This is a genomic window from Demequina sp. NBRC 110053 (assembly GCF_002090095.1).
Classification (GTDB): domain Bacteria; phylum Actinomycetota; class Actinomycetes; order Actinomycetales; family Demequinaceae; genus Demequina.
In genome coordinates, this window is sequence record NZ_BBRJ01000003.1 from 102,095 (window position 1) to 126,830 (window position 24,736).

A 24,736-nucleotide genomic window follows, 5' to 3' on the forward strand; every position below is an offset into this window, starting at 1 on the left:
TCGTGCAAGCCCGCGCGTCCTCCTCGGTGCGGGCGCTATGACAGGATGACTCCACGCATCGCCGACGATGCGCCAGGAGGTTTCATGGCATCGCAGGTACGGCTGGAGACGCTCGACGGCGTCGCGCGCATCACGTTCGCGCGACCCGAACGGCTGAACGCGTTCGACTTCGCGATGGGGCGCGACTATCGGGACGCGTGCCTCGCGGCCACCTCGGACGCGAGCACTCGTGCGATCGTCATCAGCGCGCAGGGGCGCGCATTCTGTGCCGGAGGCGACGTGCTCGCGATGGCGGAAGGCGGCGCCGGCCCCCAGGTGACCGAGAGCGCTCACGCCATCCACGAGGGGATCGCCGCGTTGGTCGGCTCTCCGATCCCCGTGGCCGCGGCGGCGCGCGGAGCCGTAGCGGGCGGCGGCATTGGCCTGCTGCTCGCCGCCGACTACGTGATTGCGGGTGAGGACCTGCGCGTCGCGGGCAAGTACTCCGACATCGGCCTCACCCCTGATCTGGGCGTGTCGACGCTGCTCACCCGCGCCGTGGGCGAGAGGCGCGCTCTGCAGATCCTGCTCGGTGGGCTCGAGCTCGACGCCGAGGCCGCGCTCGCCTGGGGAGTCGCAGCGGAGGTCGCAGCGGATCCTGAGGAGCGCGCGCTCGGTCTCGCTCGGCGCTGGGCGCAGGCCGCGAGCGGCGCGCTCGGGCAGGCCAAGCGCCTGGTGCGAGCCTCCTCCGCACGCCCCTTCCATGACAGCCTTGCCGACGAGGCGCACACCATCGGGCGCGCCTTCGATGGCGAGGAGGCGAAGGCCCGCATCGCCGCGTTCGCCAAGGCCAGCGCGTCGCGGGGCGCCGCCCGATGAGGGGCGCGGGGCTCGCCGGTCGCACGGTGCTCATGTCGGGCGGCAGCCGCGGCATCGGCCTCGCCATCGCCTTGCGTGCGGCGCGCGACGGCGCGAACGTGGTCATGCTCGCCAAGACCGACGCGCCTCACCCCCGGCTCGAGGGCACCGTTCACACGGCGGCCGATGCGGTGGTCGCCGCAGGCGGCGCGGCCCTCGCCGTCGTGGGCGACGTCCGGGAGGACGAGGACATCGCCCGGGCCGTCGACGCCGCCGTCGAGCGGTTCGGTGGCATCGACGTGGTGGTGAACAACGCCAGCGTCATCGACCTGTCCCCCACCGTCTCGCTCGACGCCAAGCGCTACGACCTCATGCAGGACGTCAACGTGCGCGGCACGTTCATGCTGTCGCGGGCGGCGATGCCGCACCTGCTGAGGTCCGACAATCCCCACATCCTGTCGCTGTCTCCCCCGCTGAACCCCTCCCCCCGCTGGCTGGGCGCTCACACCGGCTACTCCCTCGCGAAGTTCGGGATGACCATGGCGACGCTCGGCATCGCCGCCGAGTTCGCCGAGCAGGGCGTCGCCGCCAACACGCTGTGGCCGCGCACCACGATCGCCACCGCCGCCGTGCAGAACCTGCTGGGAGGTGACCGGGTGATGCGGCTGTCGCGCACGCCGGACATCTACGCCGACGCCGCGCACAAGGTGCTGACGTCGCCGGCGCGGGAGCTCTCGGGGCAGCAGCTCATCGTCGAGCAGGTGCTCGAGGCCGCAGGCGTGACCGACCTGTCGGGCTACGCGGCGGTCCCCGGGACACCGGACGACGCGCTGTTCCCTGACATCTTCCTCGATTGAGCCGCGCCCGGCGGCTCGGGGCACGAGCCGCATCGCGCGCGACGGACGTGGGAATGGCCGATGCGCTCGCCACCCATGTGGCGCACGGCGCCTCCACATCGGTCGGGTCGACCGCGGGCGAGGTTCACGGGAATAGGCGCTTTGGACCGAGTGGTTCAGGCTGGTGACGCGCCGCCAGGGGCGGCGAGACAGGATGGCCTCCATGAGCACGCAGGACGACGCCTCTGGCGCTGGCTCGCTCAGCCCTGAGGGCAGGGATGGGCCCGGGAGCGCCGGCGGGCCTGAAGGCGCCGGCCATCCTGACAGCCCCGCCGTTCTCGATGGCCTGAGCAGTCCCGACGGCACCGAGCTGGAGCTGCGGGCGCCGGTGCGCGACGATGGCTCGACTCCCCTGGTGCTCGTGCTCGGGGCGACGGGATACATCGGCGGCAGGCTCGTGCCGCGCCTGCTGGCGGGAGGCTACCGGGTGCGCACGCTCACGCGCGCGGCATCTCGCACTCGCGCCCTGCCTTGGGCCGATGACGTCGAGATCGTCGAGGGGGACGCGAAGGATCGCGAGGCCATGAATGGCGCGATGGCCGGCGTGGACATCGTGTACTACCTCGTGCACTCGATGTCGAGCGGCAGGAGCTACGGCAGGACCGACCGCGAGATCGCCCTCGCGGTCGCGCGCAGCGCGGCCGACCAGCGCGTGGGCCGCATCGTCTATCTGGGCGCGCTGCACCCCGCAGGAATCGAGCTCGCGCCTCACCTGGCCTCGCGCAAGGAGGTGGGCGACATCCTGCTGGCGTCCGCCACGCCCACGATCGTCCTCCAGGCCGGGGTCGTCATCGGCGCGGGCTCCGCTTCCTTCGAGATGATCCGCCACCTCACCGAGGTGTTGCCGTACATGCCGGCTCCCCAGTGGGTGCGCAACGAGATCCAGCCCATCGCGGTGCGCGACGTCGTCCACTACCTGCTCGCTACCGCCCGTGCCCCCGACGGCGTGAACGACGCCTTCGACATCGGCGGGCCAGACGTGATGACCTACGCCGAGATGATGAACGGCTACGCCGCCGTCGCAGGCTTGCCGCGCCGCGGCATCACCGCGCTGCCGGTGCTCACGCCGGGACTCGCGTCGCACTGGGTCGGTCTCGTGACGCCCGTGCCGAGCTCGATCGCGCGCCCGCTCGTGGAGTCTCTGCTGCACACGTGCGTGGTGGATGACGACCGCATCCACGACGTCGTCCCCGAGCCGGATGGCGGCACCACCGGGTACCGAGAGGCCGTGGAGCTCGCTCTTGGTCGCATCGAGCTCGACCAGGTGGAGACCAGCTGGGTCGACGCGCGCGTCGCCGGCGCGCCCAGCGACCCGATGCCATCGGACCCCGACTGGGCGGGCCGCACGGTCTTCACCGACGCCCGGACCAAGGACAGCACCGCATCTCCCGACGCCGTGTGGAAGGTGATCTCGGAGGTCGGCGGCTCGACCGGCTGGTACTCGGCGTCGGTGCTGTGGGCGGCCCGCGGGCTCATGGATCGCGTCGCGGGCGGCGTGGGCCACCGGCGCGGGCGCCGCGTGAAGGGCAAGGTACGCGTGGGAGACGCGATAGACGTGTGGCGCGTCGAGCGCGTGGATCGTGGCAGGCTGCTGCGCCTGCGGGCCGAGATGCGCGTTCCAGGGAAGGCCTGGCTGGAGCTCGGGGTGGATCCCACCCCTGACGGCTCGCACTATCACCAGCGCGCGGTGTTCTTCCCTCGCGGGCTCACCGGACGCCTGTACTGGCTGTCGATGCTGCCTTTCCACGGCCTGATCTTCAGCGGCATGGTGAACCGCATCGTCGCGCTCGCCGAGGACGCCGCGGGCGACGATTGAGGCGGCTCAGCGGCTCAGCGGCGCAGCGGAGGGCTGGGCGCGGCCGCGTTCGCGGCGAGACCGACGACCATCTCGTGCAAGGTCGTCTGGGCGTCGCGGGTCGGTCGCCATCCCAGAGCGGCGTGAGCATTCTCTGTGCTCACGAGGGGCGTGTGCGCCGCCATGTCGATCCAGCCGGGGCTCATGGGCAGCACGCGCGCGTTCCACGCCGCGGAGACCGCCGCGCGCACGGCGGGCACCGGCATCTCGACACGGCGACCTCCGGCCATGGCGCGTGAGACGTCCTCGCCGCGGAGAACCCCGTCAGCCGCGAGGTTGAAGGCGCCGCCGGGCTCGGTGCGCACGATGGCGAGGACCGCCGACGCGACGTCCTCGGCGTGCACCACCTGGAGTCGCATCCCCGTGGGCCACGGGAGGACAGGCAGCCGGCCATCCATGAGTCCCTGGGGCACCCAACGCCCCAGGAAATATCGGGCGATCTCTGCACCCGCCTGTCGCTGGAAGGTCAGCGCGGGCCGAATTCGGGTGACGGTGATCTCGGGGTGGTCGCGCTCGTGGGCGTCGAGCAACGCCTCGACATCCGCCTTGTCCACGCTGTACTCCGAGGTGGGGTGCCCCGTGGCTGGCCAGCTCTCATCGTGGAGCGTGTCGTCGTGCGCGGGCGCGTACGCGCCCACCGAGGAGGCGACCACGACATGGCGGACGCCTGCCGTCCGCGCCGCGGCGAGCATCCGCGCGGTGCCGTCGACGTTCGTCCGGCGCAGCAGCCCGCGATCGTGGCTGGGCTGGATCGCCCATGCCAGGTGGACGACCGCGTCGGCGCCAGCGAAGGCCTCCGCGAGCGCGTCGGTGTCCGCGGTGCTGACGTCCGCACGGTGCCAGCGCGCCCGGTCGTAGGGAGCAGGCGGCGTGGTGCGGGGGACGCGGCGGGCCACGGCGCGTACGTCATCGACGTCGGGGGCGGCGCCGAGAGCGCGCAGAACCTCGCTGCCGGCGTTGCCGCTCGCCCCGACGACCGTCACCCTCACAGCGCGTCCGCGCCCTCCGCGACCTGGTGCGGGTCCAACACCACCTTGATGCACCCGTCGTCCTTGCGCTGGAACATCTCGTACGCGTTCGGGGCCTCGTTCAGGCCCAGACGATGCGTCCTGAGGTCCAGGACGCCGAGCGGATCGGCCGGATCGCTCGCGAGCGGCACGAGTTCCGGCATCCACCGAAGCACGTTCGCCTGGCCGAAGCGCAGCGTCAGTTGACGGTCGAAGACGTCCATCATGGGCAACGGGTCGATCGCGCCGCCGTACACGCCCACGACCGATACCACCCCGCCCCTGCGCGCGACGGCGATCGCCGTGTGCAGGGCGTTCATACGATCGACCGCTGCGTGCTCGATCAGGGGCTTCGCCACGGCGTCCGGCAGTCGCGACACGGTCTGGTGCCCCAGATGCCCGATGGGCGAGCCGTGCGCCTCCATGCCGACGGCGTCGATCGCGGCGTCCGCGCCCCGCCCGGCCGTCATGTCGGCGACCGCCTCAGCCACGTCCGACACCTCCGACGGGTCGATGACGTCGGTCCCGTGCCGGCGCGCCATCGCGAGCCGCTCGGGCACCGAGTCGATCCCGATGACGGTGCCCGCGCCGCGATGCCGCGCGATGCGCGCGGCCATCTGGCCGATCGGGCCCAGTCCGACCACGGCCACCGTGCCGCCGGCCGGCACCGAAGCGTACTCGACGGCTTGCCATGCCGTCGGCAGGACGTCGGACAGGTACAGGTAGCGCTCGTCTGGCTGATCGTCGCTGGGCACCGTGACGGGGCCCACGTGGGCGAAGGGCACGCGCAGGTACTCCGCCTGACCCCCTGGAACGGAGCCGTACAGCTCCGTGTAGCCGAAGAGCGCGGCACCCTTCCCCTGGCCTCGAACCTGCGTGGTCTCGCACTGCGAGTGCAGGCCTCGCGAGCACATGTAGCACTCGCCGCAGGCGATGCCGAACGGCACCACCACGCGATCGCCGACGCTGAGGTTGTCGACGCCCTCGCCCACCTCCTCGACGATGCCCATCGCCTCATGCCCGAGGATGTCGCCGGGCGAGAGGTAGGCGCCGAGCACCGAGTACAGGTGCAGGTCGGATCCGCAGATCGCCGTGGCCGTGACCCGGATGATCGCGTCCGTAGGATCCTTGAGCGCGGGATCGGGCACGGTCTCGACCCTGACATCCTCCCGCCCCTGCCACGTCAGCGCCCTCATGATCGTGCCGCCGGGTTCGCATCGGTGCTTCGGTGATCCGCTGTGATCATCATGGCCTCCTGCCGTCGTACGCATGCCACCCTGTGCGGCAACCCCGGACATGCATCACGCATTCCGCGCCGCGGCATCGAACCGTCTGCGATCGAACAGTGTGCGCTCGGACAGTCTGCGATCGAACGCCGATGGGTGGAATGGCAAGCGCATGGCCGATGCATTCCGCAGCGTTTGCGATCGCTCGCGAGGCGTCCTTACAGTGACCGAGAGGGCACACCCACAGGCAGGAGGCGCCATGCCACGCAGGAAGCCAGGTCCCAGCGTCAAGGATGACGAGCTCTACGAGAAGCTGCGAGACGAGGGCAACAGCAAGGAGAAGTCCGCGAGGATCGCCAATGCCTCGGCCAACTCGTCGCGCTCCAAGGTGGGCGAGCGGGGCGGCTCGTCATCGTCGTATGAGGACTGGACGGTGGACGATCTTCGCAAGCGCGCGAGCGAGATCGGCATCGAGGGTCGATCGTCGATGAACAAGTCAGAGCTGATCAAGGCGCTCAGGGACCACTGACCAGGGCACCACGCACGAGGGCCGTTCATCCTGGCTGATACCAGGATGAACGGCCCTGCTCTCGCGGTCGGGCTGACAGGATTTGAACCTGCGACCCCTTGACCCCCAGTCAAGTGCGCTACCAAGCTGCGCCACAGCCCGAGTGGCCCCTCCGCCCCGGTGAACCGGCGCGCTGTGGACCGCGGAACAGTTTACACAGGTGACGGAGCCTCGAGGTACCGACGGCGGCGAATCGCGGGTGCGTCACTCGCCAGCGCCCCGCTGCGCCTACGGTTGTCCTATGAGCTCCGATTCAGCCGCGCCCGCCGAGGCGAATGCCTCCCCGTCCCTCACCTTCGCCGACCTCGGGCTGGGCGACTCGGTGCTTCGCGCGGTCAAGGCGCTGGGATACGAGACGCCCTCGGCGATTCAGGCGGCGACCATCCCCCACCTGCTCGCCGGCACCGACGTGATCGGCCTCGCGCAGACCGGGACCGGCAAGACCGCCGCGTTCGCGCTGCCGATCCTCGACCGCCTGACCCCGGGGCGCAAGAAGCCACAGGCGCTCGTGCTGGCCCCCACCCGCGAGCTCGCGCTCCAGGTGTGCGAGGCGTTCGAGCAGTACGCGAACCACCGCACCGGCGTCCACATCCTCCCCGTCTACGGCGGCCAGGGGTACGGCGTCCAGCTGTCGGCGCTGCGCCGCGGCGTCGACATCGTGGTCGGGACGCCCGGCCGCATCATGGACCATCTCGACAAGGGCACGCTCGACCTGTCCGAGCTCGACTACCTCGTGCTGGACGAGGCCGACGAAATGCTGAAGATGGGCTTCGCCGAGGACGTCGAGACCATCCTCGCCTCGACGCCGGAGGACAAGCAGGTCGCGCTGTTCTCCGCGACCATGCCGGCACAGATTCGCAGACTGTCGCAGAAGTACCTGCGCTCCCCCGAGGAGGTGACGGTCAAGCGCCAGACGGCGACGTCGGCGAACATCGCGCAGCGCTACCTGGTGGTGTCCTATCAGCAGAAGATGGACGCCCTCACCCGCATCCTCGAGGTCGAGAACTTCGCGGCGATGATCGTGTTCACGCGCACCAAGAACGAGACCGAGACGGTCGCCGAGCGCCTGCGAGCCCGCGGCTACGCGGCCGCGGCGATCAACGGCGACGTCCAGCAGGCCCAGCGCGAGCGCACCATCCAGCAGCTCAAGGACGGCAAGCTCGACATCGTGGTCGCCACCGACGTCGCCGCCCGCGGCCTCGACGTCGAGCGCATCAGCCACGTCGTCAACTACGACCTGCCCGTCGACAACGAGTCCTACGTGCACCGCGTGGGGCGCACGGGCCGCGCGGGCCGCACGGGCGACGCGATCAGCTTCGTGACCCCCCGCGAGCGCGGCCGCCTCAAGTCGATCGAGAAGGCCACCAAGCAGCCCGTCACGCCCATGGGCCTGCCGACCGCCGACGACGTCAACGCGACGCGCCTGACGCGCTTCGACGACTCGATCACCGCAGCGCTCGAGCAGCGCGAGCGCATCGACCGGTTCCGCGACATCATCGCACACTACGTCGCGCACCACGACGTCCCGGAGGCGGACGTCGCTGCCGCGCTTGCGGTCGTCGCCCAGGGCGAGACGCCCCTGCTCCTCGACCCGGAGGGCGACCGGCCCCAGCAGGTGGGCTTCGCGGAGCGCAGCAACGACCGCGACCGCCCGCGTCGGGAGTTCGACCGGGAGGAGCGTCGAGGCGGCCCGTCGGGCGGGCGCATCGCCTACCGGATCTCCGTAGGCCGGCGCCACAAGGTCGAGCCGCGGCAGATCGTCGGTGCGCTGGCCAACGAGGGCGGCCTCCAGCGCGGGGACTTCGGACGCATCACGATTAAGCCCGAGTTCTCCCTCGTCGAGCTTCCCGAGCTCGACAAGGAGGCGCTGCGGCGTCTCGAGCGCACCCGCATCAGCGGCCAGCTGATCGAGCTGCAGGTCGACCGCGGACCTGGCGGCCACCGAGGGCGAAACGGTGGCCAGCGCTCCGACAAGCCCCGCTCGTCAGGAAGACGGGGAGGCAGGGACGAGCGCGCATCGGCCGATGCCAAGCCGTACCGCAAGCCGCGCCACCGCGATCGCTAGGCGCCGGCCCGTCAGCCGAAGTACCGGCCGGGCCGATGGTTGATGGCCAGCACCATGTTCAGCAGCACGGCGCCCAGGATCGAGTACGCCAGGATGTCGAGCGGCACCAGCGCGAGCGACGCGAGCACCACCACCACGTCGAGCGCGCCCTGGACGTAGCCGGCGCGGACTCCCCGCGACTCCTGAAGGAATGCGGCCAGGATCCCGAACCCGCCCGCGCTCGCACCGTGGCGGAAGATCATGATCATCCCCACCCCGATGCTGAGGCCTGCGAAGATCGCCGCGTACAGCGGCGCGATGGAGGACACGTCGAGGTACAGCCCGTGGACGGCGGACAGCACCGAGATGAGCGTCACCGTGATGAGCGTCTTGATGGTGAACGTCCATCCCATGCGCCGTACCGCGAGCCAGTAGAACGGCAGATTCACCAGGAAGAACACGAGACCGAACGTGGCGCCTGTCCAGTAGCTGCCGAGGATCGCGACACCCGCGAGCCCGCCGGACACTCCCCCGATCTGCTCGAGCAGGAACAGGCCGAAGGACATGAGGAAGGCGCCGGACGGCAGGGCGAGGACGTCCTCCCACAGCGCATGCTTCTCCGCGATGGGAGGATCGACGACGGACACGGCTGAGGCCTCCTTGTGGGAGCGATCAGGGACGATGCGCGGGTGGCGCAGGCACCATTGTCCTCGATGCTGCAGGAACGGCGGCGCGTCAGCCGAGCACGCCCACGGCGACCAGCCCGAACGCCGTCCCCCACAGGATGATCGACACGATCTGCCACACGACCACCGCCCGCCGCGAGGCGCCGAACCCCACCATCGCGGCCGAGGTGATCTGTGACGGCAGCACCGTCTGCCCCAGCAGCGACACGCCGGGCACGCCCCAGCGGTCGAACATCCGCCTCAGTCGGGCGCGCTTGGGTGTGAGCTCCTCGTCGCCCACAGCTCGATCGCGGATGCGACCGGTGACGTAGACGAAGCCGATCATCGACGCGATGTTGCCCACGGACGCCGCGGCGATCGCCACGACGGGGGCGAGGCCGATCGCGACTCCGACGAACGCGCCGAAGTAGGACTCGATGAACGGCACGGCCGAGATCAGCGCGATCGCGGCCCACTGCAGCCAGTCGGGGAACGAGCCAGCGAACTCCTGCAGGCCTTCGAGCACGTGCGCACCTCTCTTGTCGGCGGGGCTTCAGCCTAGACGAGCCCTACCGACTTGCCTGGCAGGCGGGCGAAGGCGTACACCTTGACCGTGACCGATGCCGCTGCCCCCATTCTCGTCATCGGCGCAGGTCAGGCGGGCCTGTCGGTGGGGTATCACCTCGTGCGCCGGGGCCTCCGGCCAGGCACGGACGTCGTGATCGTGGACCGCGGCCCCGGACCCGGCGGCGCGTGGCAGCACCGATGGGAGTCCCTGCGCCTGGGTGACGCCCACCGGATCGCCGACCTGCCGGGGATGGAGGCGACGGGCCTGACGTTCGCCAGCGCCCCCACCGAGCCACCTGCCTCGGAGGTGGTGCGCGACTACTACGGCACGTACGAGAGCCACTACGGCCTCAGGGTGCGGCGCCCCGTCGAGGTCACCGCGGTGCGGCGCAGCGCGGATGGAGCCTTCGACGTGCAGACGGCCGATGCTGGGGCTGGGTTCTCACCGCGCGTGGTCATCGCGGCGGTCGGCACGTGGGGCAGCCCCCGCCTGCCGGACGTTCCCGGCCGCGAGGACTTCCGTGGGCGCCAGATCGTCACGCCGGAGTTCACCTCCCCCGCCGACTTCGCAGGCCTCAGCGTGGCCGTCGTCGGCGGCGGGGCATCCGCGCTCGGATTCATCCGTGAGCTCGCGGACACGGCGCGCTCGGTCCACTGGCATACGCGCCGCCCCGTCAGATTCAACGCCCGCGACACCGACCTGCGCGAGGAGCTCGGGCGCGAGTCCGTTCGGCTCCAGGACGCGGCGGCGCGGGCGGGTCGGGAGCTCCCGAGCATCGTGTCCACGACGGGCATGCCCCTGACGCCGCGGCTGCGGCGCCTGCGCGACCGCGGGCTGCTCGATCGCCGGCCCATGTTCGCGCGCGTGGTCTCCGACGGCGTCGTGCTCGCGGACGGCACCTTCGAGCCCCTCGACGCGATCATCTGGGCGATCGGCTTCCACGCTGACCTCGGACCGCTCGCGCCGCTCGGCGTCGACGCGCGCCGTGGAGTCACGGTGGCGGACGGGCACGCCGTCGACGTTCCCGGCCTCTTCCTCGCCGGCTACGGTCCGCAGGCGTCGACCATCAGCGCGAACCGTGGCGCCAGGCGCATCGCGCGCGACGTCGAGCGCTACCTCGACGATGCCGAGTGGCCGCCCCCGCGGCGTCGGGCCCGCGCCTGAGGGCCGGTCAGTCCGTCAGCATCGCGGCGCCCAGCCAGGTCTCGGGGATGCCCATCCCCTCGACGAGGCTCAGCGCGTGCGGGCGCAGGTCGCGGCACAGGTCGCTCACCTGGGCCCCGATGGCCTTCGACCGTCCCGAGCTGATGCGGTTGTGCTCCATGAACCAGGCGCGATCCTCGTGGATGGACTGGAGCGCGTAGAGGCTGCACACCTTCTCGAGCACGTCGCGAGCCTCGCCCTGAGGCTGGGCCTCGAGAGCGTCGACGAACGCGGTCAGGATCCGCTGCTCCATGTAGGCGCCCGCGACGAACTGCACGTGGTCGCCGAGCGCGTTGAACGCCTCGAACTGGTCGCCCCCGGCCTTGCCTGCGGCGCGCATGCGGCGCGCGAGGGACTCGAGGGAGTGGCGCGCGCGCTCCTCGAACATGAGCGCGTGCCACCGGCGGTCGACCAGCGTGGTCTCCTCCGGTCGGCGCCGCACGGCGTCCGCGAGAGCGCCGAGCACGAGTCCAGCCGAGGTCGCCTCCGCGACGGCGTCGCCCGCGACCCTGGCGGTCGCCTGGACGAGGCCCGTGCGGTCGAGCTCGCTCCACTCCTTCTTGAAATCCGTGAGCAGCGCCTTGGTGACCAGCTGCATGAGCACCGTGTTGTCGCCCTCGAAGGTCGCGAAGATGTCGACGTCGCGGCGCATCTCGACCAGCTGGTTCTCGCTCAGGTATCCCGCGCCGCCGCACGCCTCGCGCGCCTCCTGCACGGTCTGGTTCGCGAACCAGGTGGTCACGGCCTTGAGCCCCGCGGCGTGGGTCTCGAGGCTCCGCTGCTCCTCCTCGGTGGAGTCTTCGGGGCCCTGGACATGGACCAGGTCGGCGATCAGCTCGTTCTGCGCGAAGCCCAGCGCGTAGGCACGCGCGATCCTGGGGAGCAGCCGCTTCTGATGCACGAGGTAGTCGAGCAGCAGCACGCCATCAGGCCGGCCGGGCGCCGGGAACTGCCGGCGACCCAGCGCGTACCGCGTGGCGATCGACAGCGCGCGGCGCGCCGTGATGCCGCCGCCGCCGCCCACGCACACGCGGCCCCGCACGAGGGTGCCGAGCATGGTGAAGAAGCGCCGGTTGGCGTTGTCGATGGGAGACGAGTACACGCCGTCCTCGGTGACGCCGCCGTAGCGGTCGAGCAGCATGCGCCGCGGCACGCGCACGTGGTCGAACCGGATGGTGCCGTTGTCGACTCCGAGCAGCCCACCCTTGTGCCCCTGATCGCCGGTCGTGATGCCGGGGAGGTCCTGCCCCGCATCGTCCCTGATCGGCACGAGGATCACGTGCACGCCATGTCGCACGCCATCGACGATCAGCTGGCCGAACACGGCGGCCATGGTGCCGTGCTTGGCGGCGTTGCCGATGTACGCCTTGGTGGCGCCTGGGGTCGGCGAGTCGACCTCGTACTCGTCGGCGTCTGGCACGTACGTGATGGTCGTGTCGAGGCTCGCGACGTCGCTGCCGTGGCCGAGCTCGGTCATCGCGAAGCCGCCGAGCAGCTTCATCGAGGTGATGTCCGGAAGGAACGTCTCGTGGTGCCAGTCGGTCCCCAGGTTGGTCACGGCGCCGCCGAACAGGCCGAACTGCACTCCCGACTTGATGGTCACGGACAGATCGCCGTGGGAGAGCATCTCGAAGGCGAGGACCGCGGTGAGGGGGTCGGACACCGTGTTCGCTCCCTCAGGAACCCCCACGTGGCCGAACCCGTGCGCGTCGAGGTCGAGCAGTCGCTGCAGGGTCCACTCGCGCGAGGCCTCCACGTCGAGCTCGGGGTCGCGCAGCATGTCGTCGGCTGGGAAGGTCGCGCGGCGGACGGCGCGCTCCGTCGCGTAGGGGCCGTCGAGCGCGGTGCGCAGCGCCGCGCCCAGGGTCGTGAGTCGCTCCTCGCTGAGCGGGGTGTGCTCGAGGAAGGCGTGCTCGGGGTGCGTCAACGTCATCGTGTGACCTCCTGAGGGACGGGAATGGGCGCGTGCGCGTCCATGCGGGCGGGGGCGAAGAACTGGGCGATGTGGCCGACCACCTCGGCGCGTGGAGGGCGGGGCGAGGAGGCCATCCAGTGATCGGCGGTGGCCTTGACGAAGCCGACGAGTCCATGGCCCCACGTGCGCGCCGCGTGCGGCTTGAGCCCGCGCTCGACAAGGTGGCGCTCGATCTCATCGGCGATCTGCTCGCCGATGAGACCAGGCAGCCCGCGCACCGGGTCCGCCACGGCGTCTGCGCCCTGCGGTGGCGGCGTCATGACGAACCGGTAGATCTCGGGATCGCGCTCGACCAGCCCGAGATAGGCGTCGGCGAGGTCGGCCGTGAGCGTGCCCAGGTCCGTGGGGTCCGACAGGCGGAAGGCGGCTGAGAGGCCGGACTCGATGTAGCCGTGGACGGACTCCACGACCGCGTCGTACAGTCCCTCCCGATCTCCGAAGTGACGATAGATGACCGTCTTCGACGTCCCCGCCCTGGCGGCGATGGCGTCCATCCCCACGCCCGCTCCGTGCACGCGGATGGCGCGCAGGGCGTGCGAGACCAGCTCCCGGCGCCTGTCAGCGCGGTGCTGGGTCCATCGGGCGTCTCTGCCGTCAACGGTCATGAGCGCCAGAGTACCCGACACTCGCGGTATCTGCTACTGTCAGTATCGGCTAGTTTCTCTCAACGATGGAGGCACCGCATGACCCACAACGCCGTGGTGATCGGGGGCAATCGCACCCCCTTCGCGAAGGCCGGAGGCCCGTACGCACAAGCCTCGAACCACGATCTGCTGACTGCCGCTCTCGATGGCCTGATCGCTCGGTTCGGCCTCGCCGGGGAGCGCATCGGCGAAGTCGCCGGTGGCGCCGTCCTCAAGCACTCCAAGGACTTCAATCTCACGCGCGAGGCAGTGCTGAGCTCCGCGCTCGCGCCCACCACGCCCGCGTGCGACCTCCAGCAGGCGTGCGGCACCGGCCTCGAGACCACCGTCTACATCGCGAACAAGATCCGCCTGGGCCAGATCGACTCGGGCATCTCGGCAGGCGTCGACTCGACGTCCGACGCGCCCATCGTGGTGTCGGATCCGCTGCGCCGCACGCTGCTCAAGGCGAACGCCGCCCGCAGCGCTGCCGACCGCATCAAGGCGCTGTCGCGCATCCGCCCGTCCCACCTGAAGCCGCAGGCGCCGTCCGTCAACGAGCCTCGCACTGGCCAGTCCATGGGCGAGCACCAGGCGCTCACCACGGAGCGCTGGGGCATCGACCGCGCGTCGCAGGACGAGCTCGCCGCCGCCTCGCACCACAAGCTCGCCGCCGCATGGGAGGACGGCTTCTTCGACGACCTCGTCACGCCGTACCTCGGCGTGGCGCGCGACGCGATCCTGCGCCCCGACACCTCGGTCGAGAAGCTCGCGGCGCTCCGCCCAGCCTTCGGAGGACCCCAGGGATCCATGACGGCGGGCAACTCCACGGCACTGTCGGACGGCGCCGCGACGGCGCTGCTCGCCTCAGAGGAGTGGGCGGCGGCGCACCACCTGCCGGCGCTCGCGAAGGTCGTGGATGCCGAGGTGGCCGCGGTCGACCACCCGGGTGGTGACGACCTGCTGCTGGGCCCGGTGGCCGCCACCGGCCGCATGCTCGGCCGCCAGGGCCTGTCAGTCGCCGACTTCGACCTGGTCGAGATCCACGAGGCCTTCGCCTCGACCGTCCTCGCGACCCTCAAGGCCTGGGACGACGAGGACTTCTGCCGCGCGCTGGGCCTCGATGGCAAGCTGGGCACGATCGACAGGGCGCGGCTCAACGTCACCGGCTCGTCGCTCGCGGTCGGCCACCCGTTCGCGGCCACCGGCGCCCGCATCGTCCCCACGCTCGCCAAGCTCCTGCACCAGCGAGGCCCCGGCTCCCGCGGGCTGATCTCCATGTGCGCCGCCGGCGGACAGGGCGTCGTCGCGATCCTGGAGGCCGTGTGATGGGCGCTCTCGAGAAGCTCTACTACTCCCCCGCCGGCAGGGCCATCGCCGGCAAGGCAGGGCTCAAGGAACCGCCTCGGCTCCGTCGCGGTCGTGAGTGGCCGCAGGGTCCCATCGTGCTCGCCTCCATCGGCGGCGGCAGCCTCGCGGCAGAGACCATGCGGCTGCTGGGTCGGTCGACGGAGGCGCCCGTGGTGGACGAGGGCTCGGAGGCGCCGGGATACGGGTCGCGCATCGGCGCCCTCGTGGTCGATGCGACCGCGATGGCGCAGATCGACCAGCTCGAGGAGCTGCGCGCACTGCTGCGCCCGGCCGTACGCTCGATCGAGCGCTCCGGGCGCATCGTCGTCCTCGCCCGTCCGGCAGCGGGCGACTGGGAGTCCCAGGCCGTGGCCCGCGCCCTGGACGGCATCAACCGCACCGTCGGCAAGGAGCTGCGGGGCGGTGCCACTGCCACGCTCCTCTACGTCGACCCCGCGGCCGAGCCCGGCGACCTGGTGTCCACCCTCGGGTTCGTCCTCCAGGGCCGCTCGGCGTTCGTCGACGGCCAGGCCTGGACGGTCGCGGGCGCGAGCCAGCCCGCCGCGGCGCTCGAGGAGCGCCCTCTGGACGGCAAGGTCGTCGTGGTGACCGGCGCCGCGCGAGGCATCGGCGCCCAGATCGCGAAGATCCTGGCACGGGACGGCGCGAGCGTCGTGGCGGTGGACATCCCGCCGGCCGGCGAGGCGCTCGCCGCGGTCGCGAACGAGGTCGGTGGCACCGCGCTGCAGCTCGACATCACCGCCGACGACGCGGGGCGCCGCATCGCCGAGCACGTGGCCCAGCGGGGCGAGTCGATCTACGGCGTCGTCCACAATGCCGGCATCACCCGCGACAAGATGCTCGTCAACACGGACGCGGCGCGGTGGGCCGCCGTGCTCGACGTCAACCTCGCGGCGCAGATGCGCATCAACGACACCCTTCTCGCGGCCGACACGCCTGGCGGCATCGCCGACGGCGGGCGCGTGATCGGCGTCGCCTCGACGTCGGGGCTCGCAGGCAACAAGGGTCAGACCAACTACGCGGCGTCGAAGGCAGGCGTGGCGGGCCTGGTCATGGCCATGGCGCCCGACCTCGCCTCGCGGTCGATCACCGCCAATGCCGTCGCACCCGGCTTCATCCAGACCGAGATGACGCAGAAGATCCCGTTCGTGCAGCGTGAGATCTTCCTGCGCTCCAACTCGCTCAGCCAGGGCGGCCTGCCCGTCGACGTCGCGGAGACGATCGGCTACCTGCTCGATCCCCGTTCGCAGGGACTCACCGGGCAGGTCATCCGCGTGTGCGGCCAGAACCTCGTCGGAGCATGACCGTGGGCGACGTCAGGGAACGCGAGGTCGAACGGCTCGAGCGCGTGCCGGGCATGGGAGGTGCCTTCGCACGGGCGATGGTGCCGTCGCGTTCGAAGCGGGTGCTCCTGCCGGAGCGCGCTGTCACCGTGGGCGGTGTTCGTCAGGATGCCGATCGCCTCGCCGAGTACGCGCGCGTGTGCGGGTTCACGCTGCGTGACGACGTGCCTCCCACGTGGCTGCACGTGCTCACCTTCCCCCTGCACATCCACCTGCTCGGCTCCTCCGAGTCGACCGTCAAGCTCGCCGGTGCCGTGCACACCTCCAACACCATGACGCTGCATCGGCCCGTGACCGCGGCGGACGTCCTCGAGCTGTCCGTCCATCTCGAAGGCCCGCGACCCCACCGTCGCGGCGCGCTCGTCGATCTGGTCGGCGTGATCCGCGTCGACGGCGAGGTCGCGTGGGACGGGGTGACCACGTACCTGGCGTCCGGCGCCCGGGCAGACGGAGAGCCGCAGCGGGCGGAGCGCGAGCCGTTCGAGCCGCGCACCCCACACGCCCGTTGGCGTCTGCCGGGTGACCTCGGACGCCAGTACCGTCGCGTCTCCGGCGACCCGAACCCCATCCATACCAGCAGGCTCGCCGCCCGGGCCTTCGGCTTCCCACGGCCGATCATCCACGGCATGTGGAGCCACGCCCGCGCGCTCGCCGCACTCGAGAGCCGTCTGCCTCCTTCGTACTCGGCGCACGTGGACTTCGTGAAGCCCATCGCGCTTCCCAGCACCGTGGGATTCGTCACCAGCGAGGCTGATGGCGCGATCACGGCCGACGTGGTCAGCAGGGACGGCGCGAAGCCTCACCTCAGGATGCGAGTCGAGGGCCGTTCGTGAACCTCTGGTGGCGTCTGGCCGCACGGTGGATGCGGCTGCGTCGACCTCGACCGGCCACCTTGTGGGAGGACGTGGTGACGTCGTTCAGGGTCGCGCCGACGGATCTCGACGTGCTCGGCCACATGAACAACGGGCGCTACCTCACGCTCATGGACCTGGGGCGCTACGAGCTCCTCAAGCGCTCGGGATGGTGGGACGAGTTCGGACGCCGGGGCTGGGCGGCAGTCGTGGCCGGCCAGACGATCACGTACCGGCGCGAGCTGCGCCTGGGGCAGAGGTTCGACCTGCACACGCGTGTCGTGGGCATCGACGACCGCTGGATCTACCTGGAGCACCGGTTCATGGTGGGCGAGACCGTCCACGCGCACGCCGTCGTGCGCGGGATGTTCGTCAGGCGTGCGGGCGGGTCGGTGAACCTGCATGAGCTCGAGGAGACCGTGGGCGGCTTCCCGGATCACCTGCGCGTCGAGCCCTGGATGAGCGACTGGACGCACCACACCCGTCACCCTGCCACCGGAGCCCACTGACGGCGACTACAGTTCCATCAACGAACGGCTCGAACGGGCCACTGCGACATCAATGGAGATGAACCCGATGACGACCGCTGACTCCCCCGCCTCCGCTGGAGCGCTCCCTGGCCACGATCCCGTCGCGGGGGCCGAGCGCCCGTGGTTCGCCCACTATCCCCCTGGCGTTCCGCGCGCCGTCGGGGTTCCTGCCGAGCAGTCCCTGTCCGAGATGGTGGCGAATGCCGCGCAGCGCTACGGCGACCGCACCGCGTTCTCGAACCTCGGAGGCTCCCTGTCCTTCGCGGAGGTCGACGCCCTGGCCACGCGCGTCGCGTCCTACCTCCAGAACCAGCTCGGACTCGCCAAGGGCGACCGGATCGTGCTGCAGATGCCCAACCTGATGCAATATCCCGTCGCCCTGTTCGGCGCGCTGCGCGCCGGGCTCATCGTCGTGAACGCGAACCCGCTCTACACGGCCGACGAGCTCGCCAAGGTCGTCGCCGACGCGCAGCCCCGGGCGATCGTGGTGCTCGCCAACTTCGCGGACAAGCTCGAGCAGGTGGTGCGCGAGCACCCGATCGACCACGTGATCGTCACCCAGGCCGGCGACATGCTCCACCAGCCCAAGCGCGCGATCGTCAACCTCGTGGCCAAGCGCGTCAAGAAGATGGTGCCCGCGTACTCCCTGCCCGGTGCGATCCCGTTCCGCGACCTGCTGACCGGCTCCCCCGACGCGTTCGACGACCCCCGCCTCACCCACGCCGACGTCGCCTTCCTGCAGTACACCGGCGGCACGACAGGAGGCACCAAGGCCGCCGTCCTCACGCACTGGAACCTCCTCAACAACCAGGAGCAGTTCATCGGCAACATCCGCGTGGTGCTCGACGAGGCGAACACGACCGTCATCGCCGCCCTGCCGCTCTATCACGTGTTCGCGCTGACCGTGAACTGCATCGGCCTGTTCCGCTATGGCAGCCACAACGTGCTGATCACGAACCCGCGCGACATCCCCGCCTTCATCACGACGCTCGACCAGACCAAGCCGGACGCGCTCGTGCTCGTCAGCACCCTCGCCGCGGCGCTCATGGACAACGAGGGGTTCGCGAAGCTCGACCTGTCCAACGTGAAGGTCTCCGTCGCCGGCGGCATGGCTCTGCGCTCGGCCGTGGGCAAGCGCTGGCGAGAGCTCACCGACTCGGACATCATCGAAGGCTACGGCCTCACCGAGGCGTCACCCGTCGTCAGCGTGAACCCGACCCACCTGCCGCCTCGCGTCGGCACCATCGGGGTGCCGCTGCCCAGCACGGACGTCCGCATCCTCAGGGAGGATGGCGCGGAGGTCGCGCAGGGCGAGCCCGGCGAGCTCGCGGTCAAGGGACCCCAGGTGATGGCGGGGTACTGGAACAAGCCCGAGGAGACCGCCGCCGTCATCACCGACGACGGCTGGCTCCTCACGGGAGACGTCGCGACCATGGACGACGACGGATACCTGCGCATCGTCGACCGCAAGAAGGAGATCATCGTCGTCTCGGGGTTCAACGTGTACCCCGGCGACCTCGAGGACGCCGCGATGCTCCACCCCAAGGTGTCCGAGGCTGGAGCGATCCCCGTGCCGGACGAGCACGCTGGCGAGGTTCCCAAGCTCTTCGTCGTCAAGCGCGACGAGTCCCTCACCGAGGCCGAGCTCGCGGCGTTCCTCAAGGAGCGCCTCACGGGCTACAAGCGTCCGCGCCACATCGAGTTCATCGGCGAGCTGCCCAAGACCAACGTGGGCAAGGTGCTCCGGCGCGGGCTTCGCGAGCTCGAGGAGTCGCGCTCGCTGCCGGACGCCGCAGGCTGAGGTCGATCGCCACTGCATGGCCCTCGCCCACCGCGCGTACAGTGATGAGATGGCGAACACGACCCAGCCCACGCAGCAGTCGCCTCAGGAGTTCCTGGCCGGAGTCACGCCCGAGCGGCGCCGCGAGGAGGGCGAGCGGCTGCTCGCGCTCATGGCGGAGGTGACCGGCGACGAGGGCGTGATGTGGGGTCCCACGATGGTGGGCTTCGGCACCTATCACTACCGCTACGCCAGCGGCCGCGAGGGCGACATGTTCAGGGTCGGGTTCTCCCCGCGCAAGGCCCAGCTGTCTCTGTATGGCATCAATGAGGATCCGGCTCAGAAGGCGCTGCTCGAGCGGCTCGGGCCGCACACCACGGGCGCGAGCTGCGTGTACGTCAAGCGCCTCGACGCCATCGACGAGGAGGTCCTGCGCGACCTCGTCGACCTCGGATACCAGCACGGGGACATCGATCAGACGGCCTAGGCTGAGCGCATGATCGCGCTCCAGTGCTCCGTCGACCTGCCCCGCGACTACTCGCTCGCGCGCGTGCGCGAGCGCATCGCAGCCGAGGGCCCGTCCCTCCGCGAGGCCGCTGGCCTGGTGTGGTTCGCCCACGCCGTGCGCGAAGCGCGCGATGGCGCGACCCTCCAGCGCTACCTGCAGGTGTCGGTGTGGTCCAACACGTCGAGGATGGGCGCCTACCTGTGGGACCAGGGCGGATTCGAGCGGGTGCGGGCACAGTACGGCCGCGTCGACGTCGCGCTGTCGTCGGTCGCCGGCCTGCAGATCGATCGGGACCGGATCGCCGACGCCGACCACGTCGAGGTGACCACGACGCCGGCCCGGCGGGACTCCGCCCTGTCGACCATCGCGGCCGACGCTCGCGCGTCCGCCGCCACCGCCGTCCGCAGCAGGGACGTCCACGCCGCCCTGCGGTGCGTCGATGCAGCGACAGGCGCGACGTTCGGCGCGGACCTGCGTCGCGGACTCCCACGCGGCGATGCTGGGACCACCTACGAGCTCGTCCACCTGGCCGTCCCGGCGGCGCCAGCCGCCTAGGACCAGCCCTGGGTCAGCGGCGCTTGCGCTTCTCGCGCACGCGCACCGAGATCTGGATGGGCGTGCCCTCGAACCCGAAGCTCTCCCGGAGCCTGCGCTCGATGAAGCGCCGGTAGGTCGGGTCGAGGAACCCGCTCGCGAAGATCACGAACCGGGGCGGCCGCGTGGACGCCTGCGTCGCGAACAGGATCTTGGGCTGCCTGCCCGATCGCACCGGATGGGGGTGCTCCGCGACCAGCTCTCCCAGGAACGAGTTGAGGCGTCCCGTGGAGATGCGCTGATCCCAGCTGCCGAGCGCGAGGTCGATGGCTGGCACCAGGCGGTTGGTGTGCCAGCCGGTGCGTGCTGAGAGGTTCACGCGTGGCGCCCACGGGAGCTGCACCAGATCCTTGTCGATCGACCGCTCGAGCAGGAAGCGCTCGTCCTCGCCCACCAGGTCCCACTTGTTGAACACGAGAACGAGCGCGCGGCCGGCCTCGACGACCTGCGAGATCACTCGAGTGTCCTGGTCGGTGAGGGGCCCGGAGGCGTCGAGCAGCACGAGCGCGACCTCGGCGCGCTCGATCGCCGCTCCGGTGCGCAGGGACGCGTAGAAGTCCGCGCCCTTGGTCATGTGGACGCGGCGTCGGATGCCTGCCGTGTCGACCAGCGTCCACGACCGTCCCGCGATCTCCACCTTCTCGTCGACGGGGTCGCGCGTGGTGCCGGCGGTCTCGTCGACCACCACCCGCCTCTCGCCCGCCAGCTGATTGAGCAGCGAGCTCTTGCCCACGTTGGGGCGGCCCACGAGGGCGATGCGCCGCGGTGCATCGGGGTCGATCTCGACCTCGGGCAGCTCCGTCGGCAGGATCGCGACGGCGGCGTCCAGCAGGTCGCCCGTCCCGCGACCGTGCAGCGCGCTCACGGGATAGGGCTCGCCGAGCCCGAGGTTCCACAGCGCGGCGGCCTCGAGCTCGCCCTGCGGACCGTCCACCTTGTTGGCCGCGAGGACGACCGGCTTGCCCGAACGGCGAAGGAGCTTGACGACCTTCTCGTCGGAGGCGGTCGCCCCCACCGTCGCGTCGACCACGAACAGGATGGCGTCGGCCATGTCGATCGCGATCTCAGCCTGCTGCGCGACGGACAGGTCCAGGCCCTGGACCTTGGCCTCCCACCCGCCGGTGTCCATGAGCATGAAGTCGGTGCCCGCCCACTCGGCGGGATAGGACACCCGGTCGCGCGTCACCCCCGGCGTGTCCTCGACCACCGCGAGGCGCTTGCCGATGATGCGGTTGACCAGCGTGGACTTGCCGACGTTGGGCCGTCCGACCACGGCGAGCGTAGGAAGCGCGCGCTCGGTCTCGATCGGCTCCTCCCCGGCGAGCGCCGCGAGGTCCTCAGGCGTGAGGTCGTACTCCTCGAGCCCGGCGCGCAGCGCCGCCTCGCGAATCTCGTCGAGGCTCTCCTCCGGGTCCGAGGACACCTCGAGCGGCGCGGGGACGCCTTCGACGCCAAAGTACTCCTGATCGTCGCTCATGCGCGGCTCTCCTCCTGGGTGGCTCTCCCGCCATCATCCACGGGGAGCTCGAGATCTGTCGTGGCGAGCGTGGCGTCGACCTGCGCTCGCAGCGCCGCCGCGACCGCTTGGGCGGCCCACTCCTGGCGGGCGCGACCGCGCAGCTCCTGTGGCGGCTCGAGGGTGACGGGTTCGCCGAAGTCCACGACGATGCGCCGTCGCGGTGGGGGCCACACGCTCACCGGCTCGCCGCTGTGGCGCGTGCCGACCATGGTGGTCGGGACGATCGGTGCGCCAGTGTTGAGGGCGAGCCACGCCGCTCCCCCGTGCACCGCATCGGCTCGCCCCGCCCCCCGCGTGCCCTCCGGGAACATGCCGACGACGTCGCCCCGTCTCAGCACCTCGCGGCCGCGCTGCAGCGCGGTGCGGCCGGCGCCCTCGACCTCGATCTGGCCGGCGGCACGCAGGATGGGACCCAGCACGCCGCGGAACATGTGATCGCCAATGAGGAAGTGGGAGCCACGCGGGATCACCCCATGCAGCACGGGCCCGTCGATGAAGCCCACGTGATTCGCGACCACGATGCCGGGGCCGGTGCCGGGCACGCGGTCTCGGCCGCGAACCTCGGTCGCCCACAGCACGCGCGCGAGGAACCTGCCCACCCACCGTGACCAGCGCGGACCCCAGCGGCTTGGCGCCGAGGTCGATCCGGCGCGCTCGGATGGTGTCACAGCTGCACCTCGTGAGCGAGGGAGATCACCGCGCGCACGGCCTCGTCGATCGTGAGCTCGGTGGTGTCGAGCGTGTGGACGCCGTCCGCGGCCTCGTGGAAGCTCACGACCGTGGCGTCCTTGCGGTCGCGCCCGAGCACGGCCTCGCGAACCGTCGCGACGTCCGCGCCCTCGCCCGCCCGGCGCGCCACACGAACCTCGTCGTCGGCCGTCATCAGCACCCTGACCTCGGCCTCGGGGGCGATGACCGTGGTGATGTCGCGCCCCTCGGCGACGATCCCTCGTCCGTCAGAGAACCCGCCGCCCGTCTCGAGTCGCAGGACCTCGCGCTGCAGCTGCTGGAGAATGGGCCGGGCCTCGAGGTTGGTCGCGACCTTCGACACCGTCAGCGCAACCGTGTCCGTGCGGATCTGCGCTGACACGTCCTCGCCGTCCAGCAGCACCCGGGGCGCACGCGGGTCGAGGATCAGCTCGACGTTCATGGTGGCCACCATGGCCGCGACGTCCGATGCGCGCGCCAGGTCGACGCCGTCGCGCAGGCACGCGAGAGTCGCCACCCGGTACGTCGCGCCCGTGTCGAAGTACGCGAGTCCCAGCCGCGTCGCGACCTCCCGTGACACGGTGGACTTGCCCGTGCCTGCCGGACCATCGATGGCGATGACGATTCCGCTCATGGTGCGGCGATCTCCCAACCGTTGTCGGACAGCGCCCGGGTGAGCTCCTGGGCGCGCGCCGGAAGCACGTGCAGAGTGGTCAGTCCCACCGGCTGGCGGGGCGAGTGCTCGATGGTGATGTCCTCGACGTTGACACCCACCAGGGCAACGTCGGACAGCAGCCGCAGCAGCTGCCCGGCGATGTCGGGGACGATGACCGTCACGGGCGTCCACTCGCGCTGCGCGCCGCCGTGCTTTCCGGGGATCCGCGCCACCTCGAGGCGGCCACGCTCGATGAGGTCCGTGACCGCCTCGCCCACGTCGTCCGCGTCACGAATGTCCTCGAGGTCGGCGATGATGTGATCGATGGTCGCGACGAGCGCCGAGCGGTTGAGCCGCGCGATGTCCGCCCACATGCGCGGATCCGAGCGCGCGATGCGCGTGACGTCGCGCAGTCCCTGGCCGGCGAGCGCGACGTCGTCTGCACGCAACGGCCCCAGCGCCGCCGCGACGGCCGACGCCGCGACCTGAGGAGCGTGGGACACCCGCGCGACGGCGGCATCGTGGGCAGGCGCCTCCATCTCGACGACGTCGCACTGCAACGCGTGCGCCAGCGCTCGCACCCGCTCGACGGCCTCGCGCGATGCGCCGTTGGCGCAGATCACCCACGGGCGCGCCTTGAACAGGTCGCCCTGAGCCGCGAGCCCTCCCGACAGCTCCCGACCGGCCATGGGGTGCGAGCCCACGTAGCGGTCGCCGTGACCGGTCGCGTCCGCGGCGGCCGCGATCGGCGCCTTGACGCTCGCCACGTCGGTCACCACGGCGAGGGGCCAGGCGTCGAGCGCGGCGGCGACGGCCGCCGCCGTCGCCGACGGCGGCACCGCGACGATCACGAGCTCGGGAGCCGGCGCATCGGCGCTGCGGCCACGATCGCCTCCCGCACCGATCGAGTGGGCGAGCGTCTGGGCCGCCGCGTCGGCGTCCTCGATGGTGACGTCCCAGCCCTCCGAGGTGAGGCCGATGCCGATGCTCGCGCCGATGAGGCCCGCACCGATGATGTGGGTGCGAGAGACGGGTGCCGCGGTCATTGCGCCAGGTCTTGCCGGAGCGAGACCGCCTCGTGGAGGTACACGTGGGTCACCTCGGGTCGCGGCCGCGCGGTCTCGACGTGCATCAGCACGCGCACCACGCGCGGCAGCGCGCCCGGCACGGCCATCTCCTGGGCGCACATCAGCGGCACGGCGCCGAAGCCCAGCGCGCGGGCCGCCGCGGCGGGGAAGTCGCTGACGATGTCAGGGGTGCAGGTGAACAGCACGGAGATCACGTCGTCTGGCGTCAGTCCGTTGGCGACCATGAGGGCCTCGACGAGCTCCTGCGTCCGGTGATGGAGGTGCTGCGTCTCGTCGACGTCGAGCGTGACGGCACCGCGGATGGCTCGGACTGACATGCGCA

The 24,736-nt window shown here is 71.1% G+C and carries 24 protein-coding genes and 1 tRNA gene; 13 read left to right on the forward strand and 12 right to left on the reverse strand.

Annotated features, from left to right (window positions below; all coding sequences use genetic code 11):
• Positions 1–84 precede the first annotated feature (84 nt).
• The 3 genes from B7K22_RS09615 (at position 85) to B7K22_RS09625 (ending at position 3,549) form a co-directional block, all read left to right on the forward strand.
• Positions 85–858 carry an enoyl-CoA hydratase/isomerase family protein gene (locus tag B7K22_RS09615; RefSeq protein ID WP_084040046.1) on the forward strand — a complete coding sequence of 258 codons (774 nt, stop codon included), beginning with the start codon at positions 85–87 and terminating at the stop codon, positions 856–858.
• On the forward strand, positions 855–1,694 hold the full coding sequence (locus B7K22_RS09620; RefSeq protein ID WP_084040047.1) for an NAD(P)-dependent oxidoreductase: 840 nt from the start codon (positions 855–857) through the stop codon (positions 1,692–1,694). Before B7K22_RS09615 ends, B7K22_RS09620 begins: the two co-directional genes overlap by 4 nt.
• Positions 1,695–1,896: 202 nt before the next feature.
• The gene (locus tag B7K22_RS09625) at positions 1,897–3,549 is read left to right on the forward strand and encodes an SDR family oxidoreductase (RefSeq protein WP_084040048.1); all 1,653 of its coding nucleotides are present in this window, start codon (positions 1,897–1,899) and stop codon (positions 3,547–3,549) included.
• Between the two features lie 14 nt (positions 3,550–3,563).
• On the opposite strand, the gene B7K22_RS09630 is transcribed toward B7K22_RS09625, so the two are convergent.
• Together B7K22_RS09630 and B7K22_RS09635 are read right to left on the reverse strand one after the other, a co-directional pair.
• On the reverse strand, positions 3,564–4,571 hold the full coding sequence (locus B7K22_RS09630) for an NAD-dependent epimerase/dehydratase family protein (RefSeq protein ID WP_144276385.1): 1,008 nt from the start codon (positions 4,569–4,571) through the stop codon (positions 3,564–3,566).
• Between the two features lie 2 nt (positions 4,572–4,573).
• Complete coding sequence (locus tag B7K22_RS09635) at positions 4,574–5,791, reverse strand: zinc-dependent alcohol dehydrogenase (protein WP_084040050.1); 1,218 nt, start codon at positions 5,789–5,791, stop codon at positions 4,574–4,576.
• A 289-nt stretch (positions 5,792–6,080) separates the two neighbouring features.
• Between B7K22_RS09635 and B7K22_RS09640 the strand changes: the two genes are divergently transcribed.
• Positions 6,081–6,350: a Rho termination factor N-terminal domain-containing protein gene (locus tag B7K22_RS09640; RefSeq protein WP_084040051.1), complete on the forward strand. Its 270-nt coding sequence runs from the start codon at positions 6,081–6,083 to the stop codon at positions 6,348–6,350.
• A gap of 67 nt (positions 6,351–6,417) precedes the next feature.
• On the opposite strand, the gene B7K22_RS09645 is transcribed toward B7K22_RS09640, so the two are convergent.
• Positions 6,418–6,491, reverse strand: a tRNA-Pro gene (locus tag B7K22_RS09645).
• A 139-nt stretch (positions 6,492–6,630) separates the two neighbouring features.
• Here B7K22_RS09645 and B7K22_RS09650 point away from each other — a divergent pair.
• The gene (locus tag B7K22_RS09650) at positions 6,631–8,454 is read left to right on the forward strand and encodes a DEAD/DEAH box helicase (RefSeq protein ID WP_084040052.1); all 1,824 of its coding nucleotides are present in this window, start codon (positions 6,631–6,633) and stop codon (positions 8,452–8,454) included.
• 11 nt (positions 8,455–8,465) lie between these two features.
• Here the strand turns inward: B7K22_RS09650 and B7K22_RS09655 are convergent, their stop codons facing one another.
• On the reverse strand, positions 8,466–9,080 hold the full coding sequence (locus B7K22_RS09655; RefSeq protein ID WP_234983448.1) for a YitT family protein: 615 nt from the start codon (positions 9,078–9,080) through the stop codon (positions 8,466–8,468).
• An 88-nt stretch (positions 9,081–9,168) separates the two neighbouring features.
• The gene (locus B7K22_RS09660) at positions 9,169–9,624 is read right to left on the reverse strand and encodes a hypothetical protein (protein ID WP_084040053.1); all 456 of its coding nucleotides are present in this window, start codon (positions 9,622–9,624) and stop codon (positions 9,169–9,171) included.
• Between the two features lie 87 nt (positions 9,625–9,711).
• Between B7K22_RS09660 and B7K22_RS09665 the strand changes: the two genes are divergently transcribed.
• The gene (locus B7K22_RS09665) at positions 9,712–10,830 is read left to right on the forward strand and encodes an NAD(P)/FAD-dependent oxidoreductase (protein ID WP_144276386.1); all 1,119 of its coding nucleotides are present in this window, start codon (positions 9,712–9,714) and stop codon (positions 10,828–10,830) included.
• Positions 10,831–10,837: 7 nt separating this feature from the next.
• Here B7K22_RS09665 and B7K22_RS09670 read toward each other — a convergent pair whose 3' ends face one another.
• Positions 10,838–12,802 carry an acyl-CoA dehydrogenase gene (locus B7K22_RS09670; RefSeq protein WP_084040055.1) on the reverse strand — a complete coding sequence of 655 codons (1,965 nt, stop codon included), beginning with the start codon at positions 12,800–12,802 and terminating at the stop codon, positions 10,838–10,840.
• Positions 12,799–13,449, reverse strand: coding sequence for a TetR/AcrR family transcriptional regulator (locus tag B7K22_RS09675; RefSeq protein WP_084040056.1), 651 nt, complete (start codon positions 13,447–13,449; stop codon positions 12,799–12,801). Before B7K22_RS09675 ends, B7K22_RS09670 begins: the two co-directional genes overlap by 4 nt.
• Before the next feature lie 78 nt (positions 13,450–13,527).
• Here B7K22_RS09675 and B7K22_RS09680 point away from each other — a divergent pair, with 78 nt between their 5' ends.
• The 7 genes from B7K22_RS09680 (at position 13,528) to B7K22_RS09710 (ending at position 20,405) form a co-directional block, all read left to right on the forward strand.
• Complete coding sequence (locus tag B7K22_RS09680) at positions 13,528–14,796, forward strand: acetyl-CoA C-acetyltransferase (RefSeq protein ID WP_084040057.1); 1,269 nt, start codon at positions 13,528–13,530, stop codon at positions 14,794–14,796.
• Positions 14,796–16,142 (forward strand): 3-oxoacyl-ACP reductase, encoded by a 1,347-nt coding sequence (locus tag B7K22_RS09685; protein WP_084040058.1) that lies wholly within the window; start codon positions 14,796–14,798, stop codon positions 16,140–16,142. The genes B7K22_RS09680 and B7K22_RS09685 overlap by 1 nt, the downstream gene beginning before the upstream one ends.
• A 2-nt stretch (positions 16,143–16,144) precedes the next feature.
• Complete coding sequence (locus B7K22_RS09690) at positions 16,145–17,014, forward strand: MaoC/PaaZ C-terminal domain-containing protein (RefSeq protein WP_234983449.1); 870 nt, start codon at positions 16,145–16,147, stop codon at positions 17,012–17,014.
• Between the two features lie 74 nt (positions 17,015–17,088).
• Positions 17,089–17,541 carry a thioesterase family protein gene (locus tag B7K22_RS09695; protein WP_234983451.1) on the forward strand — a complete coding sequence of 151 codons (453 nt, stop codon included), beginning with the start codon at positions 17,089–17,091 and terminating at the stop codon, positions 17,539–17,541.
• 67 nt (positions 17,542–17,608) lie between these two features.
• Entirely contained in the window at positions 17,609–19,363 is a 1,755-nt protein-coding gene (locus B7K22_RS09700) for an AMP-binding protein (protein ID WP_084040476.1), read from the forward strand.
• A gap of 49 nt (positions 19,364–19,412) precedes the next feature.
• Complete coding sequence (locus B7K22_RS09705; RefSeq protein WP_084040477.1) at positions 19,413–19,829, forward strand: DUF1801 domain-containing protein; 417 nt, start codon at positions 19,413–19,415, stop codon at positions 19,827–19,829.
• Positions 19,830–19,838: 9 nt separating this feature from the next.
• Positions 19,839–20,405, forward strand: coding sequence for a DUF4865 family protein (locus B7K22_RS09710; protein WP_084040061.1), 567 nt, complete (start codon positions 19,839–19,841; stop codon positions 20,403–20,405).
• Between the two features lie 13 nt (positions 20,406–20,418).
• On the opposite strand, the gene der is transcribed toward B7K22_RS09710, so the two are convergent.
• From der to aroH, 5 genes are read right to left on the reverse strand one after another with little or no spacing between them, the layout of a single operon-like run.
• Positions 20,419–21,921 carry a ribosome biogenesis GTPase Der gene (gene der / locus B7K22_RS09715; protein ID WP_084040062.1) on the reverse strand — a complete coding sequence of 501 codons (1,503 nt, stop codon included), beginning with the start codon at positions 21,919–21,921 and terminating at the stop codon, positions 20,419–20,421.
• Positions 21,918–22,631, reverse strand: a complete 714-nt coding sequence (locus tag B7K22_RS09720; RefSeq protein ID WP_084040063.1) for a 1-acyl-sn-glycerol-3-phosphate acyltransferase — start codon at positions 22,629–22,631, stop codon at positions 21,918–21,920. Before B7K22_RS09720 ends, der begins: the two co-directional genes overlap by 4 nt.
• Complete coding sequence (gene cmk, locus B7K22_RS09725) at positions 22,628–23,305, reverse strand: (d)CMP kinase (RefSeq protein WP_084040064.1); 678 nt, start codon at positions 23,303–23,305, stop codon at positions 22,628–22,630. The genes B7K22_RS09720 and cmk overlap by 4 nt, the downstream gene beginning before the upstream one ends.
• Positions 23,302–24,372 carry a prephenate dehydrogenase gene (locus B7K22_RS09730; protein WP_084040065.1) on the reverse strand — a complete coding sequence of 357 codons (1,071 nt, stop codon included), beginning with the start codon at positions 24,370–24,372 and terminating at the stop codon, positions 23,302–23,304. The genes cmk and B7K22_RS09730 overlap by 4 nt, the downstream gene beginning before the upstream one ends.
• Entirely contained in the window at positions 24,369–24,731 is a 363-nt protein-coding gene (gene aroH / locus B7K22_RS09735) for a chorismate mutase (RefSeq protein WP_084040066.1), read from the reverse strand. Before aroH ends, B7K22_RS09730 begins: the two co-directional genes overlap by 4 nt.
• Between the last annotated feature and the right edge of the window lie 5 nt (positions 24,732–24,736).